The 14,195-nt window shown below is 58.9% G+C and carries 14 protein-coding genes; 7 read left to right on the forward strand and 7 right to left on the reverse strand.

Going from position 1 to position 14,195, the window contains the following annotated elements:
* Positions 1 to 214: 214 nt before the first annotated feature.
* The 3 genes from Q1A00_RS13765 to Q1A00_RS13775 are packed head-to-tail and all read right to left on the reverse strand — an operon-like array spanning position 215 to position 1,866.
* Positions 215 to 637, reverse strand: coding sequence for an NUDIX domain-containing protein (locus Q1A00_RS13765; protein ID WP_298401610.1), 423 nt, complete (start codon positions 635 to 637; stop codon positions 215 to 217).
* A gap of 6 nt (positions 638 to 643) precedes the next feature.
* Positions 644 to 1,564, reverse strand: coding sequence for a cytochrome c biogenesis CcdA family protein (locus tag Q1A00_RS13770; protein ID WP_299757368.1), 921 nt, complete (start codon positions 1,562 to 1,564; stop codon positions 644 to 646).
* Complete coding sequence (locus Q1A00_RS13775) at positions 1,561 to 1,866, reverse strand: hypothetical protein (RefSeq protein ID WP_298401605.1); 306 nt, start codon at positions 1,864 to 1,866, stop codon at positions 1,561 to 1,563. The genes Q1A00_RS13770 and Q1A00_RS13775 overlap by 4 nt, the downstream gene beginning before the upstream one ends.
* Positions 1,867 to 2,127: 261 nt before the next feature.
* On the opposite strand from Q1A00_RS13775, the gene Q1A00_RS13780 reads away from it, so the two are divergent.
* A complete protein-coding gene (locus tag Q1A00_RS13780) occupies positions 2,128 to 3,264 on the forward strand; it encodes a glycosyltransferase family 1 protein (RefSeq protein WP_298401602.1) in 1,137 nt (378 codons plus the stop codon).
* A 48-nt stretch (positions 3,265 to 3,312) separates the two neighbouring features.
* Here the strand turns inward: Q1A00_RS13780 and Q1A00_RS13785 are convergent, their stop codons facing one another.
* Both Q1A00_RS13785 and Q1A00_RS13790 read right to left on the reverse strand, forming a co-directional pair.
* On the reverse strand, positions 3,313 to 3,903 hold the full coding sequence (locus tag Q1A00_RS13785) for a hypothetical protein (RefSeq protein ID WP_298401600.1): 591 nt from the start codon (positions 3,901 to 3,903) through the stop codon (positions 3,313 to 3,315).
* Complete coding sequence (locus Q1A00_RS13790; protein ID WP_298401598.1) at positions 3,893 to 4,474, reverse strand: PH domain-containing protein; 582 nt, start codon at positions 4,472 to 4,474, stop codon at positions 3,893 to 3,895. Before Q1A00_RS13790 ends, Q1A00_RS13785 begins: the two co-directional genes overlap by 11 nt.
* A gap of 396 nt (positions 4,475 to 4,870) precedes the next feature.
* Here Q1A00_RS13790 and Q1A00_RS13795 point away from each other — a divergent pair, with 396 nt between their 5' ends.
* The 3 genes from Q1A00_RS13795 (at position 4,871) to Q1A00_RS13805 (ending at position 10,184) form a co-directional block, all read left to right on the forward strand.
* Complete coding sequence (locus Q1A00_RS13795) at positions 4,871 to 5,734, forward strand: alpha/beta hydrolase (RefSeq protein WP_299757373.1); 864 nt, start codon at positions 4,871 to 4,873, stop codon at positions 5,732 to 5,734.
* Between the two features lie 65 nt (positions 5,735 to 5,799).
* Positions 5,800 to 8,613: a helicase C-terminal domain-containing protein gene (locus tag Q1A00_RS13800; RefSeq protein ID WP_298401593.1), complete on the forward strand. Its 2,814-nt coding sequence runs from the start codon at positions 5,800 to 5,802 to the stop codon at positions 8,611 to 8,613.
* A gap of 266 nt (positions 8,614 to 8,879) precedes the next feature.
* The gene (locus Q1A00_RS13805; RefSeq protein WP_299757377.1) at positions 8,880 to 10,184 is read left to right on the forward strand and encodes a PQQ-dependent sugar dehydrogenase; all 1,305 of its coding nucleotides are present in this window, start codon (positions 8,880 to 8,882) and stop codon (positions 10,182 to 10,184) included.
* Here the strand turns inward: Q1A00_RS13805 and Q1A00_RS13810 are convergent.
* Positions 10,158 to 10,922, reverse strand: coding sequence for an alpha/beta hydrolase (locus Q1A00_RS13810; protein WP_298401590.1), 765 nt, complete (start codon positions 10,920 to 10,922; stop codon positions 10,158 to 10,160). The two genes, Q1A00_RS13805 and Q1A00_RS13810, sit on opposite strands and share 27 nt — an antisense overlap.
* Positions 10,923 to 10,991: 69 nt before the next feature.
* On the opposite strand from Q1A00_RS13810, the gene Q1A00_RS13815 reads away from it, so the two are divergent.
* Positions 10,992 to 11,642: a Crp/Fnr family transcriptional regulator gene (locus Q1A00_RS13815; RefSeq protein WP_366144831.1), complete on the forward strand. Its 651-nt coding sequence runs from the start codon at positions 10,992 to 10,994 to the stop codon at positions 11,640 to 11,642.
* A gap of 76 nt (positions 11,643 to 11,718) precedes the next feature.
* On the opposite strand, the gene Q1A00_RS13820 is transcribed toward Q1A00_RS13815, so the two are convergent.
* Positions 11,719 to 11,901, reverse strand: a complete 183-nt coding sequence (locus tag Q1A00_RS13820; RefSeq protein WP_299757381.1) for a hypothetical protein — start codon at positions 11,899 to 11,901, stop codon at positions 11,719 to 11,721.
* Positions 11,902 to 12,048: 147 nt separating this feature from the next.
* On the opposite strand from Q1A00_RS13820, the gene Q1A00_RS13825 reads away from it, so the two are divergent.
* Together Q1A00_RS13825 and Q1A00_RS13830 are read left to right on the forward strand one after the other, a co-directional pair.
* Positions 12,049 to 13,182: a DegT/DnrJ/EryC1/StrS aminotransferase family protein gene (locus Q1A00_RS13825; RefSeq protein ID WP_298401586.1), complete on the forward strand. Its 1,134-nt coding sequence runs from the start codon at positions 12,049 to 12,051 to the stop codon at positions 13,180 to 13,182.
* A complete protein-coding gene (locus tag Q1A00_RS13830; protein WP_298401584.1) occupies positions 13,179 to 14,192 on the forward strand; it encodes an NAD(P)-dependent oxidoreductase in 1,014 nt (337 codons plus the stop codon). Before Q1A00_RS13825 ends, Q1A00_RS13830 begins: the two co-directional genes overlap by 4 nt.
* Positions 14,193 to 14,195 lie beyond the last annotated feature (3 nt).

Here is a 14,195-nt window from a genome sequence, read left to right on the forward strand (position 1 = left end):
ACACAATTCGCTTTGCGCAACGATCAAGGCGCTGGCACTCAACGTTGAGCGCTGGCATGCTGGCGCGCCGTATGTTGCATTATAGCATGTCTGCTTGTGGGATGCGAGAAGTCTAGGGGGTGGGATGGTTTCGCAGCGCGCCATCGCTCATCGGTTGCCAGCGATGGTCGTTTCACTCGGATGCATACGCCACTCCTTATGCTCCACTCCCCCATCACTGCCCTAGCCGGCGTGCCACGCGCTGGAGCAACACGCGCAATTGGCGATACCCAATCTGGCGGATGGCGTCGTTAAGCGGCACCCATGCTGCGGCACGAATCCCTTCGGCTAGCGCCGGTGTTGGTGGTTCAGGAGCAGCACTAGCCAGAAAAAAGGTAACTTGCTTATCACGCCAGCGCCCGCGCCGGTACACTGGGTACGTCACCTGATCGAGCCGTTCGGCGAGTGTACAAGTCACCCCCGTCTCCTCAGCCACTTCTCGCACTGCCGCCGCTTCATCACTCTCACCATCATCAACATGGCCTTTTGGTAATGTCCAGACCCCTTGCTGATCTTGAATCAATAAGACAAGATGCCGGCCCGTTTCATCACGGGCCAGCACAATACAACCGGCAGCGCGAATGGGTGTATCCGTCATACGTCCTCAGAGCCCAAATAGCCGGCCAATCGCTGCTTCAATTTCGACCCACCACTGCGCCATGGGGGTGGCATTCGCTTGTTGCGAAATCCACTCTAGCCGCCCAGTCGCCAAGAGCAGGCCCATGACGACCATCAGTGCTCCACTGAGCAGGCTGGTCGTATGCAAGAAGAGTTCGCGTCCAAAGACGTTGACCGTGAAACCGCGCCCGCGCAGGAATTGCCATGCACGCGAACCGGTGCCGAGCCGCTGAAAGAAGGTGGCAATCAGAATGAGCGGCAGCCCTAGCCCCAGCGAGTAGATAAACGCCAGCACAGCCCCTTGCAAGATGGCAACGTCACTAGTGGCAGCGAGCAAGGTCAACAAGGCGCCCAAAATCGGCCCGACGCATGCCGTCCAGCCAAGGGCAAAAGTAGCGCCATAGAGATACGAACCGGCGAAGGTGGCAGCCGGACGCTCTTGCAATTGCGGGCCGGCGAAGCCTTTGCCGAGCATACCCATGAAGCCGAAGCCGATGATTATCAGGCCTCCCCAGAACGTTAGGGCGCTGCGGTTGGCGAAGAGCAAGCCGCTGAGGGCGGTAGCGCTGGCACCGAGCAAGGTCATAGTGGTGGCGAGGCCGAGGAAGAAGGCGATGCCCATCGTGGCGACCCGTGCTCGCCCGTGGCCGCTGGCCTGAAAGGTGAATGCGAAGTACGCCGGCAAGATGGGCAACGTACAGGGCGAGAGAAAGCTGAGCACGCCGGCCAGAAAGGCAGGCAGCGCCAGCACCAGCACACTGCCGCCGCCGGTGAGGAACCGGGTCTGTTCGCCGGCATCTATGCTCAGCGCCAGCAAAATGAGCAAGAGCAACATTCCCAGCACTGCTAGCGCGATCAGGCTGCGCTTGCCAAACCGGCGCGGTGAGTCGATTGGTTGTAAGGTCATACGGCCCTCGCTTGCAGGGAGCGACCGGTGGGCAGCCGCGGCGCTGCGCGCCGAATGCGAGCTGCTTCCTCATCGCTGATTGGTGTCGAACCCATAAAGAAGACAACTTCGGTTGGTATATCGTAACGGTAACGCTGGCGTTCCCATTGACCAGATGTATTCCGGGAGAGCAAGGTTACACGCCAGAACATGCCGTCGGCATCATATTCTTCGGCTTCAATCCAGACCAGCGCCCCGGCAGGAAAGATCGTTGCCAGTCGTTGGTGGCAAGCGTCACGGCTAGCCGCCATCGCGTCGGCCATAGTGATGCGTCCTCCGATATATGTGTACTAAGGAGCGAGGGGTGTCTCGCCGGTTGTGTGTTCGTTCTGGGGGCGAGCAGTGTCTCGCCCTTACTATTATACCGGGTTATCGTAACGGTGATGGCATGGATAGCTATCTCTGCGCGAGATTTAGCCGGCGGTTAGCGCACGCTTAACACTGAGCGCATACCGACTTAACACCCGCATTGTATTATGTCGGCAATATTGTAGGATGTCCGCTCTTCGTCTGGAGCTGATGCCATGCGTGTGGCACTGATTGCGGAAACGTTTCTGCCTGACGTGAATGGCGTGACGACTACCCTCTGCCGACTGCTGGAACATTTGCAGCGCGCTGGTCATGAGGCGATACTGTTTGCGCCGCAGGGTGCGCCAGCGAGCTATGCTGGCGCTGAAATTGTGCCGTTAAGCGGGATGCCATTGCCGATGTATCCTGAAGTAAAATTGACCCCGCCCCAACCCGGCTTGACGGCCCGCCTGCGCAGTTTTCAGCCCGATGTGGTGCATCTGGTAGGGCCGGTGGTGTTGGGGGCAATTGTGCCCGGCATTGTGCGTCGCCTCGGTTTGCCACTGATCGCCTCGTATCATACCGACTTCGGCGCGTATAGCCGGCACTACGGCTTCGGCTTTTTGCAGCACGGCGTCAATGCGTGGCTGCGCTGGATCCACAACCGCTGTCGGATCAACCTCTGCCCGTCGAGCTTTACGTTGCGCGTTCTTCGCGCAGCCGGCTTTCGCCGCTTACGGATTTGGGGGCGTGGGGTTGATGTCGAGCGGTTCCATCCCCGCTATCGTAGTGAGGCATGGCGTGCAGCGGTCGGGGCGCAACCCGGTGAGCGGATTGTGCTGTACGTTGGCCGCGTCGCCGCCGAAAAGCGAGTCGAATTACTACCTGAAGCGATTCGCGGCCTGCCCAATACGCGGCTGGTGATTGTCGGCGATGGCCCCTTCCGACCCGAATTGCAGCGACGCTGCGCTGGCTTGCCGGTGCATTTTACCGGTTATCTGAAGGGAGAGGCACTAGCGGCGGCGTATGCCAGCGCTGATGCTTTCGTCTTCCCGTCCGATACCGACACCTTCGGTCAGGTCATTCAAGAGGCGCTGGCTTCGGCGCTGCCGGTGGTGGCGGCGCGAGCCGGCGGTGCGATTGATCTCGTACAGCACGGCCAGAACGGTTTCCTCTTCACCCCCGGCGTTGCCACTGATTTGCGCGCTCGCCTGCGCGAGCTGCTTGCCGATGACACCCGCCGGATGGCGCAAGGGTTGGCTGGCCGGGCCGCCGCCGAGCGCCGGTCATGGCCGAGCGTGATGGAAGAGTTGATGGGGTATTACGGCTATGCGATGCGGCGCCGGCGTGGGATAGCGCACGCAGCAATCTAGTGGGGAAGTGGTCGCGATTATCCCATAGGGGGACACTAATAGGTGCCCCTATTGTGCCACGCGCGGAGGGGAAGTGGCGACGTTGAATGGTTCTAACGCCAAGATATCGATCCGTGACCGGCGTACCTCAATCCAATCACCAAGTGCAAGGTGATCGCGTCCGATATGATCGGCGATGCGTGGTGCGCTTAACGTCGTCCGCAAGCCGATGGTCGCCTCGTCAGCCAATGCAATCACCAATTCAGTGTAGAGCGTCTCGAAGGGGAGATGCTCGCGCTCTACTTCCCACGTCAAAATTGCCGCTACCCGGCCATAGACGATAGGCTCGCTTAAAGGGGTCGCCGGTGTGATGGATGTTAGCGACGTGAAACCGGCGCGAAACGGCGGGTTTTGCAATTGTACCGTGCTTAGCGCGCAGAGCAGGCGGGCAATGATCACTTGACCTGCGAGCTCCGGATCGACACGGTGATGGCGATCAACCAGCCACAGTTTGGTATCTGGCGCAGTGTCAGGCCCGGCGTCCAGCGGCGTCATTATTACCTGCGGCAAATACCGCCGGCCATCGGGGTGCAGCGCGCCGGGAATGAATTGCTCGTAGCGGCAACGCAGATGGAGTTGGCTCAGAGCGCTAAAGCGCATTACTCACCTCCGCCAACTCTTGTAAGCGTTTGGTGGCCGAAGCGAGCCGTTGCTCATTGAGGGCAGTGATAAAATCGCGGGGCCGGTCAGGGCTGATGATCACGACGGAAGCATCGTATCGGGAAATGGCGACAAGCCGTTGCCGGTTGGTGGCAAAGAGCGTCACGCGGCCATAGGGGGCAAGGTGAAACGGCCCCTGATAACCGAATACGCCGGCGTTGAAAGCGAAGCGCAACCCAAACCGTGGCATATCGGCCAGAGCGGTGGCCGGCGACACGCCACTGATCTGATCAAACCGGATGCGTACCGCCGGCGCCCAGCGCCGCTCAATCACCAGCGCATCGGGGTCGATCCGGTACGCTTTGGGTTGAAAGGCGTAACTCAGCAAGAGAAACAAGGCCAGCGCCGCCGCTAATCCCAGCGGGACCTGCAAGCCATTCCAGCGTAGATTGGCGAGATACGCGAAAAATTGCGGCAATACCAGCAAGCCGCCTACATACGCGAGACTGTAGGTAACTTTGACGGCATACGAGTCGAGCGGCGCTGACGCGAAGCGCGTGGGCGAAGACATACACCGAATCCTTATCTTACTCGTTTATGAACTGCGTTTACGAATAGCTCTTCGATAGGCGTTCCAGCGGCCCGCGCTTCAGGCCGGTGGGTGCGCGGGCGACTCACTTGCGGGAATGGCCTGCGCCTTGCATTGCGGCCGCTCGCCTGCATAACAGTTGCCCACAACGCTACCCTTCGATAAGGAGAAGCGCCGAATTGCTGCTCACAACGTATGTCACCAATGAAGATATGCACTGTTTCCATCGCAACCTCTCTCCGCATTATACCCCGCCTTTTCTTTCTGTGCAGGCTTTGCATATAAAACATATCATTGCATTTCATTCGATTTCAGCGCATAATAGCAGCGGGATCTACACTCTTGCCTACCGGCAGCCAACAGACAGGAAGATGCTCTATGACGCAAGAATCGGAGTTACCCCTGTTACCGGTGGCTCCCACCTACGTCGGCTGGCGCGATCAACGGATTGCTACGTATCAAGCGGGCGCTGGCCGGCCAGTGCTGCTGATCCATAGCATCAACGCGGCGGCATCGGCGTTCGAGATGCGCGAGCCGTTTCAGCGGTTGAGCCAGCAGTTTACCGTGCATACGCTCGATCTTATCGGGTATGGCAATTCGAGCCGCCCGCCGTGGCGTTACCGCGCTGCGATTTATGTCGATCTGATCACGGCGATGCTTGACCGGATCGGCGAACCAACGGCGCTGGTGGCCAGTTCGCTCGGGGCAGCCTATGCGGTGTTAGCCGCCGCTCGCCGGCCCCAGTTGGTGAGCCGGCTGGTACTGATTTGCCCAACCGGAATTGGCCAGCTTGATCGCGGCCCCGGCATCGCGGCGTACACGGTCTACCAATTGTTGCGCAGCCCGTTCGGGCGGGCATTCTACGAGGCGCTCACCACGCGCGCCAGCATTCGTCTCTTCCTTGCCAGCCAAGCTTACGCTAACCCGGCTAGCATTACTCCTGACCGGCTAGAGGTCTTTTACCAAACGTGCCACCGTCCCGGCGCGTACTATGCGCCGATCTGCTTCCTCAGCGGTTTACTCAATTGCGATATTGCGCCAACCTTCGCAACATTGCCGCAACCCACGCTGGTGGTGTGGGGGAGCGACGCCAAGACCAGCCCACCGGCTTTAGCTAGCAATTTTGTGCGCGTGCGCGTGGCGACCAAGGTGGTCACGATCAATCAAGCCAGCCTGCTGGTGCAAGACGAGCAACCAGAAGCGTTTATGGCGCAGGTTAGGCCGTTTTTAGCGTTATCGTGACCCTCGTGGTACAATTGCTCTAAACCGACCGGCAACCATCTGCCCGGCAGACGAGCGATGTACCCATGAATAACCGCATTTACGTTGCGATCGATGTTGAAACGACTGGCTTGCAGAGCGGCCTCGATGAGATTATCGAGGTCGCTGCGGTTACGTTTCGCGGGCGTGAGATTCTCGACCGCTTCGAGCGGTTGGTGCGCCCGCGCCAATCGGTGCCGCTGAAGATTACCCGCCTGACCGGGATCGATCCGGTGGCGCTGGCGAAAGCGCCTCGCTTTAACGAGATCGGCGCCGAATTGGCCCGCTTTATCGGTAATCGCCCGATTGTCGGCCATTCGATCAGCTTCGATCTGACAATGTTGCGGGCGCAGGGCATGAATTTTAACCAGCCAGTGTACGATACCTTTGATCTGGCCACCCTACTCTTTCCGCAGGCGACGAGCTATAAACTGTCGGCGCTGGCTGCTCGGCTCGGCATTCCCCATCCCGACGCTCATCGCGCCCTCAACGACGCCGAGGTGACAGCGCAGCTCTTCGCCAAGTTGACCGAGCGAATGTTGCAGCTCGATTTGGCGACGTTGGGCGAGATGGTGCGGTTGATGGGCAAGATTGGTTTACCGTTGCGCGATCTGTTTGAAGAGGCGTTGCGCCAGAAGGCACGCAATGCGTTTCATGAGCCGATTGCCACTCCGTCCGAACCGGCAGAGGCGCTCGGGCCTGAGCTACCGCCGTTGCGCCCGACCGGCGATACCCGCCCGCTCGACCTTGAGGCGATTGGCGCATTTTTCAGCCCCGATGGCCCCTTTGGCCGCGCGTTTCCCGGTTACGAACCGCGCCCGCCGCAGGTTGAGATGGCACGTGCCGTGGCGAAGGCGTTTAATCAGAGCGAGCCGCTGATCGTTGAGGCTGGCACTGGCACCGGCAAGAGTATGGCATATCTGGTGCCGGCGACAATCTACGCGGTGCAACGCGGCGAGCGGGTCGTCATTTCGACCAACACGATCAACCTGCAAGATCAGCTCTACAACAAAGATATTCCCGATTTGCAGCGCATTTTTGCCGCTGCCGGCTTGCCCGCCTTTCGGGCGGCGCTGCTGAAGGGGCGCAGCAACTATCTCTGTCTCAAGCGGTATCACGAGCTGCGCCGCAGCGAACATCTGGCGATCGAAGAGGTGCGTGCGCTGCTCAAGATTCAACTCTGGCTGCCGACGACCGCTAGCGGCGATCGCACCGAGCTGCCCCTAATCGATCGCGAACAGGCGGCTTGGAATAAAGTAAATGTTTCGGCGGAGACCTGCACCGGTGCGCGTTGCCCTCATTTCCGCGAGTGTTACTTCTTCCGCGCCCGCCGCGCTGCCGAGGCGGCTCATGTGGTGGTGGTGAACCATGCCTTGCTGATCGCGGATCTGGCCGCCGCTTCGCAAGTTTTGCCGCCCTACGACCATCTGGTGATTGACGAGGCGCACAATTTAGAGGATGTCGCCACCGAGCAGCTTAGTTTTAATCTCGATCAAGCCGGCTTGCTCGAGTTTCTCGACGATCTGTTCCAGACCGGCGGCGCGCAGGTGGTGAGCGGCTTGCTCAGTGAGTTGCCGGTTGTCTTGACCGAGTTGGGGGGTGGGGGTGCGGCTGGCGAGCGGATTGCGGCGGCGATTGAGCGCGTGCGCCCAACGTTGATCCGCGCCCGCACAGCGGTGTACGAGTGCTTTAACCTGCTTACCCGCTTTGTCCAGTTCGATACCGAATCGGGTGGCCAGTACGACCCGCGGTTGCGTTTGACCAAGAAGGTGCGACAGCAGCCCGAATGGCAAGCAATCGAGCAGGCATGGCAGAACCTGAGCGATATGCTGGCGGCAATCGGCAACGAGCTAGCCGTGATCGAAGATCAGGTGCGCGAGCTGAATGAGACGAGCGGCGAGCTTGACGATGTGTTGGTGCGCACCGAGGTGTTGCGCCGGTTTGCGACCGATGCCCGCGTGCGTAGCGGTCACGTGATCTTCGGCGACGACGACAGTATCTGTTGGTTGACGTATGACCGCCAGCGCGATACGCTCACCTTAACCGCCGCGCCGCTGAGCGTGGCCGAAATCTTGCATAGCCAGCTCTTTACTCAGAAACAGACCAGTGTTCTCGCTTCGGCAACCTTGAGCATCGCCGGCGATTTTGCGTTTGTCAAGAACCGGATCGGTCTCGCTGAGAGCAATGAGCTGATGCTCGATTCGCCGTTCGATTACGAGCAGCAGGCGTTGGTCTACATTCCTAACGATATTCCCGAACCCAACCAACGGGGCTATCAGCAGATGATCGAACGGGCGATCATCGATCTGGCGCTGGCTTCCGGTGGGCGGATGCTGGCGCTGTTTACCGCCTCGAATGCGCTACGCCAGACCTACGCCGCAATTCAAGAGACACTTGAAGATCACGGGATCGGCGTAATGGCACAGGGGATTGATGGTTCGCGGCGGGCGCTCGTTGACCGGCTGAAGGAGTTTCCCCGCTCGGTCTTGCTCGGCACCAACAGCTTCTGGGAAGGGGTGGATGTGGTAGGCGATGCGTTGTCGGTGTTGGTAATCACCAAACTACCCTTTGCCGTGCCGACCGACCCGATTGTAGCGGCGCGCAGCGAGCAATTCGCCGACCCCTTCAGCGAGTACAGCGTCCCACAGAGTATTCTGCGCTTTAAGCAAGGCTTTGGCCGCTTGATCCGGTCGCGTGACGATCGCGGGATTGTGGTGGTGCTCGATCGCCGGTTGCTGACCAAGAAGTACGGTCAGCAATTCCTCGACTCGCTGCCGCACACGCGGGTGCGCACTGGGCCGCTGGCCAATCTGCCGGGGTTGATAACGCGCTTCTTGCAGGCGAAGAATGGCGGGTCGTAGGTTGTTTACCTTGTGTACCGCCGAGGACGCAGAGGATTTCAAACCGCTGTGCATCCTCTGCGGAGCCGGACAGCCGTCCGGCTCGCCGGTGGCTTGGCGTTAATACCCTTTGCGCCTTAGCTTCATTGCCGCACCTACGCCCGTTCAATAGCCAATGATTTGCACGAGGTAGCGCACCACCGGTCAGGTGTGGTAAGAATAAGGTAGCAAGCGCTATGCATGTTGTGGCGATGCTGCTCTCAATCACCACACTAGACAGGAATCTCATGCCGCGGTGGATATGGATCGTCTTGATCGGTTTGGTAAGTTTGACGGCTTGCGCCAGCGCAACTGGCAATCCGGCTGCGCAACCACCGTTGCCCCCCACGGTGCCTATCATCACGCCGGAACCAATCACGCCAACGACCCGACCCACGACGGTGCTGGCCACCGCGCCGGCCAGCTCAGCGCCGTCACCATTGCCAACTACGCCAGCAGCAGTGGTTGACCCGACTCGCCTGACTTACACGCTCGAACAGATTGCCGACGGCTTTAACCGACCCACTCATCTGACCCATTCCGGTGATGGTAGTGGGCGTCTGTTTGTGGTTGAACAGGCAGGACGAGTATGGATACTCCGTGATGGGCAGCGGCTGGATGAACCGTTTCTCGATCTTCGCGCCCTAGTTGGATCGCGCGGTAACGAGCAGGGCTTGCTCAGTATCGCCTTCCACCCGCAGTTTGCCGCCAATAGCCGGTTCTTTGTCAACTATACCGATACCGGCGGCGATACGGTGGTGGCCGAATATCGGGTCAGCGCCGATCCGAACCGAGCCGATCCAGCCAGCGCGCGTGTGCTGTTGCGAATTGCGCAGCCAGCGGCGAATCACAATGGCGGTCTGTTGCTGTTTGGCCCTGACGGCCACCTCTACATCGGCACTGGCGACGGCGGCAGCGCCGGTGACCCGCTCGATGCCGGGCAGCGGCTCGATACGCTCTTGGGCAAACTCTTGCGGATTGATATAGATAACGGCCAGCCATACGCCATTCCCCCCGATAACCCCTTCCTCAACCGTACCGGCGCACTGCCAGAGATCTGGGCCTACGGTTTGCGCAACCCATGGCGTTTTGCCTTTGATCCGGTCGCCGGTCTGCTCTTCATTGCCGACGTGGGCCAAAATGCGTGGGAAGAGGTGAATGTTGCACCAGTAAACGCTGCCGGTCTCAATTACGGCTGGCGCTTGATGGAAGGCAATCAATGCTACCGGCCAACCAATTGTGATCCGAGCGGGTTAATGCTGCCGGTAGCAGTGTATGGCCACGACAACGCCACCGGCGGTTGTTCGGTGACTGGTGGCGAGGTCTATCGCGGCACGCGCCAGCCGGCGCTGGTTGGCGTCTATTTCTACGCCGACTTCTGCACCGGCAATTTATGGGCCTTGTGGGCGAATGCCGGTGAATGGCAGCACGCGCTCGTGGCGCGGCTCAACATTCAGACCACCTCGTTTGGCGTTGATGAGGAGGGTGAGATCTATCTGCTAGATCGGGCGGGTGGCGTCTACCGGTTAGCCGGTCAAAAACTGCCGGATTAACTGGATCAACACCGCTGGTCGGTCATCTTGAATACTATGGCCGCTATTGGCGACAAACTCAAGGCGGCAATTAGGAATAGCGGCGGCCAGCCGGCGCACATCTTCCGGCAAATTATTCCGCTCGCCATCGCCGTTGATCAACAACGCGGGGCAACGGATCTGCGGTGCTTCGCGTAAGCAAATATCACCGCCAGCAGCGACGATCGCCTCCGCTGCTCGCACCCAGCCTTCGATCATCGGTTCGAGCTGCTCGCGTCCATGCAGCTTGATAATCTCTTGCCGCCAAGCGGCGCGCTGTTCATCCCATGCTGACACCGGCAACCAATCTTGCACAGCATCAACCATTGCTTGGCTCATCACGCCAGCTACACCCCACGCCACGACGCCACGCAGCAAATCAGGCCGGCGTGCTGCCAGCACCAACGCGCTCTCAGCGCCATCGCTAAACCCCAGCGCCACCACCGGCCCCGGCTGAATGATACCGAGCAGTTCGGCCAGATCGGCGGCATCGCGCTGGTAAAAATCGGGTGGGAAGGTGCGATTGGGTGGGCGGCTAGCGCCATAGCCACGCAAATCGGGCGCAATCACGCGGTAATCACGACTGAGGTCATCGATCAGCAACCCCATGTGCGAGCGAGCCGTGCCGGTGAAGCCGTGGATGAGCAGTAACGGCAGACCGCTGCCGAGATCGTGATACGCCAAACGAGCGCCATCGTGGAGCATAACATGGTGCAGCATAAAAGTCTCTATAATGGTGATGAGAAACAATGCCGGATCCAACGACGATCGAAGATTGAGAGCAGCGCAATGACGATTGAAGACCTGCGCGCCATTCCATTATTTGCCAGCCTTGATGAAACAACACTGGCCGACACGGCGCGGCGCGTCCATATCTGCCACTACCGGCCCGGCCAACATATCATACACGAAGATCAGCCGGCGCATGCCATCTTTTTTGTGGTGCGCGGGCGGGTGCGTCTCTCGCGCACGGCGCCTGATGGCCGCGAGCAAGTGCTGGCCATGGCGGGGCCGGGCGAGTATTTCAATGCGGTGCCGATCTTTGACGGTGGCCTGAGCCCGGCAACAGCACGGGCTATGAGCCATGTGACCTGTTTGTTGTTAGCCCGCGACGATCTGCTGGCACTAATCCGCAAACATCCTGATCTGGCACTGGCCGCGCTCTCGGACTTGGCCGGCCAATTACGCGAATTAGTAACGCTGGTTGAAGACCTCGCCTTTCGTTCGGTGCGGGCGCGCTTAGCACGGCTATTGTTGGCTGAGGCCGCAGGTGGGGCTGCCGAAATGACCCATCAAGAGTTAGCCGAGCGCACCGGTACCGTGCGCGAGATCGCCGGGCGAGCGTTACGCCAGATGGCTGAAGAGCGGTTAGTGAAGTTGGAGCGGGGGCGGGTGATTGTGCTTGATCGGGCACGATTGGCTAAGGTGGCGGAAGAATAATCTCAAGGCGCGAAGATAATCAACATTGATATCTTGGTGCCTTGAGACCTCATTACAATGAATTCCACACTAATACTTATTGGAAAATGGCCGCCACCGTAGTGATCATGTCAGACAAGGATCCGCCGATAGCGCTAATCGCTAACACACAAACTAGTGCAATTAAGGTAATAATCAACCCGTATTCGGCTAACCCTTGCCCGCGCTCACGGTACAATTGCGCAACGATGATCGTTTTCTGCCATTGATTCAAGAACATGAGCCTTCACCTCCTTTCTGTTTGGATTGTATGGATCTACTGTACCGTGAAAAATGGCGTCATGCAACAAGGATCAGGTACTATTACGCCGTGGTACCAACCCTCATTGCCAATTGCAGCACGTAACAATAGTGTAGGAGTAACGGAATGACCATCACATGGCGGGTGCCGTTTGGCAATTTGCAGCGCAGTCATCAAGCCTTGCAAGCCGAATTGCTTGCTGCTGCCGAGCGGGTAATTGCGAGCGGCTGGTATATCTTGGGCGCTGAAGTGGCCGGTTTCGAGCGCGAATTCGCCACGTTGTGCGGTGTTGAGCACTGTGTAGGTGTCGCCAGCGGCGCCGAAGCGCTCTATTTAGCGTTAGCCGCGGCCGGAGTCGGGCCGGGTGACGAGGTCATCACGGTGGCGAACGCTTGTATGTATGATGTCGCGGCGATCCTCCAAGCCGGCGCGCGGCCAGTGTTAGTGGAGATCGATCCGGTGACGCAAACCATGGATCCGGCGGCATTGGCGGCAGCGATCACCCCGCGAACCAAGGCAGTCATCCCAGTACATTTGTTTGGGCGGCTGGCCGATATGGCGGCAATTATGGCAGTGGCCGAACAGTATGGGCTGACGGTGATTGAAGACGCGGCGCAGGCACACGGCGCATGGCGGCTCGATGCCGGCGCCGCGCCGCGCATGGCCGGGCAGTGGGGGCATTTGGCTGCGTTTAGCTTCTACCCCAGCAAGAATCTCGGTGCATTGGGTGATGGCGGCGCGGTTGTGACAAATAATCCTGAATTGGCCGAACGGCTGCGCCGCCTGCGGATGTACGGCTGGGAACGTAAGTATTACACGACGGAAGCCGGCGGGCGCAACTCGCGGCTTGATGAACTGCAAGCGGCGTTGCTACGGGTGAAGTTGCCTCGCCTTGCCGCTGCCAATGCCGCGCGGCGCGAACGGGCTAGTTGGTACGCCGCCGCGCTAGCTGATTTACCGGTTGGCTTGCCAGTTGATGAACCGGGCCACGTCTATCATCTCTACGTGATCACGCTTGCTGACCGGGCGACCCGCGATCGCTTGCGCGAACACCTGCTAGCGCACGGGATTGGATGTGATGTTCATTATCCGGCGCCAACCCATCTACAACCGGCCTATGCCGATCTTGGCTATCATTCGGGCAGTTTGCCGGTCACTGAGGATTTGGCCGGGCGGATTCTGTCGCTGCCAATGTATCCGGAATTGAGCTATGACGACGTGATGACAGTCGCCGAAACGATACGCATGGGGTTCGTATGATTGATCGCACGATATTTGCCGGCTCACAGGTGTTAATTACCGGTGGGCTAGGGTTTATTGGTTCAAATTTAGCCCATCGCTTGGTTGATCTAGGCGCTAAGGTGACACTAGTCGACTCACTGATCCCGGAATACGGTGGTAATCTCTACAATATCGCCGGGATCGAGGATCAGGTGCGGGTAAATATTGCCGATGTGCGCGATGAATACTCGATGGATTATCTGGTGCAGGGGCACGATTTTCTCTTTAATCTGGCCGGCCAGACCAGTCATCTCGACTCAATGCGCAACCCGTATATCGATCTTGATATCAATTGCCGAGCGCAACTTTCGATTCTCGAAGCTTGCCGCAAAAACAATCCACGGATTACGATTGTATATGCTTCCACCCGCCAGATCTACGGCAAACCCGACTATCTGCCGGTCGATGAACGCCATCTGCTCCATCCGGTGGATGTCAATGGGATCAACAAGATGGCCGGCGAGTGGTACCACATTCTCTACAATAATGTCTACGGCATTCGCGCCTGCGCCTTGCGCCTGACCAACACCTACGGCCCGCGCATGCGGGTGAAAGATGCACGCCAAACCTTTCTTGGCATTTGGATCAAGAATGTTATCGAAGGAAAACCGATACAGGTGTGGGGCGACGGTATGCAATTGCGCGATTTTACCTATGTGGATGATTGTGTAGAGGCGATGTTGCTGGCTGCCGTCCATCCGGCAGCCGCCGGACAGATTTTCAATCTAGGCGGTCTTGAGGTGATCAACCTGCGCGATCTGGCAGCGCTAATGGTCGAAGTGGCGGGCGGTGGCAGTTTTGAGATCATTCCTTACCCGGACGATCGCAAACCGATCGATATTGGTGACTACTACGCCGATGATCGCCGCATTCGGAGCATGCTTGGCTGGCAGCCGCGCATTGATCTCCGCACTGGCTTGGCGCGAACCATTGCCTTCTATCGCGAGCACCGCCAATACTACTGGGATTCATCTGATGCAAGATGTTAATAA

It is taken from the genome of uncultured Chloroflexus sp. (assembly GCF_938091255.1).
Lineage (GTDB): Bacteria > Chloroflexota > Chloroflexia > Chloroflexales > Chloroflexaceae > Chloroflexus.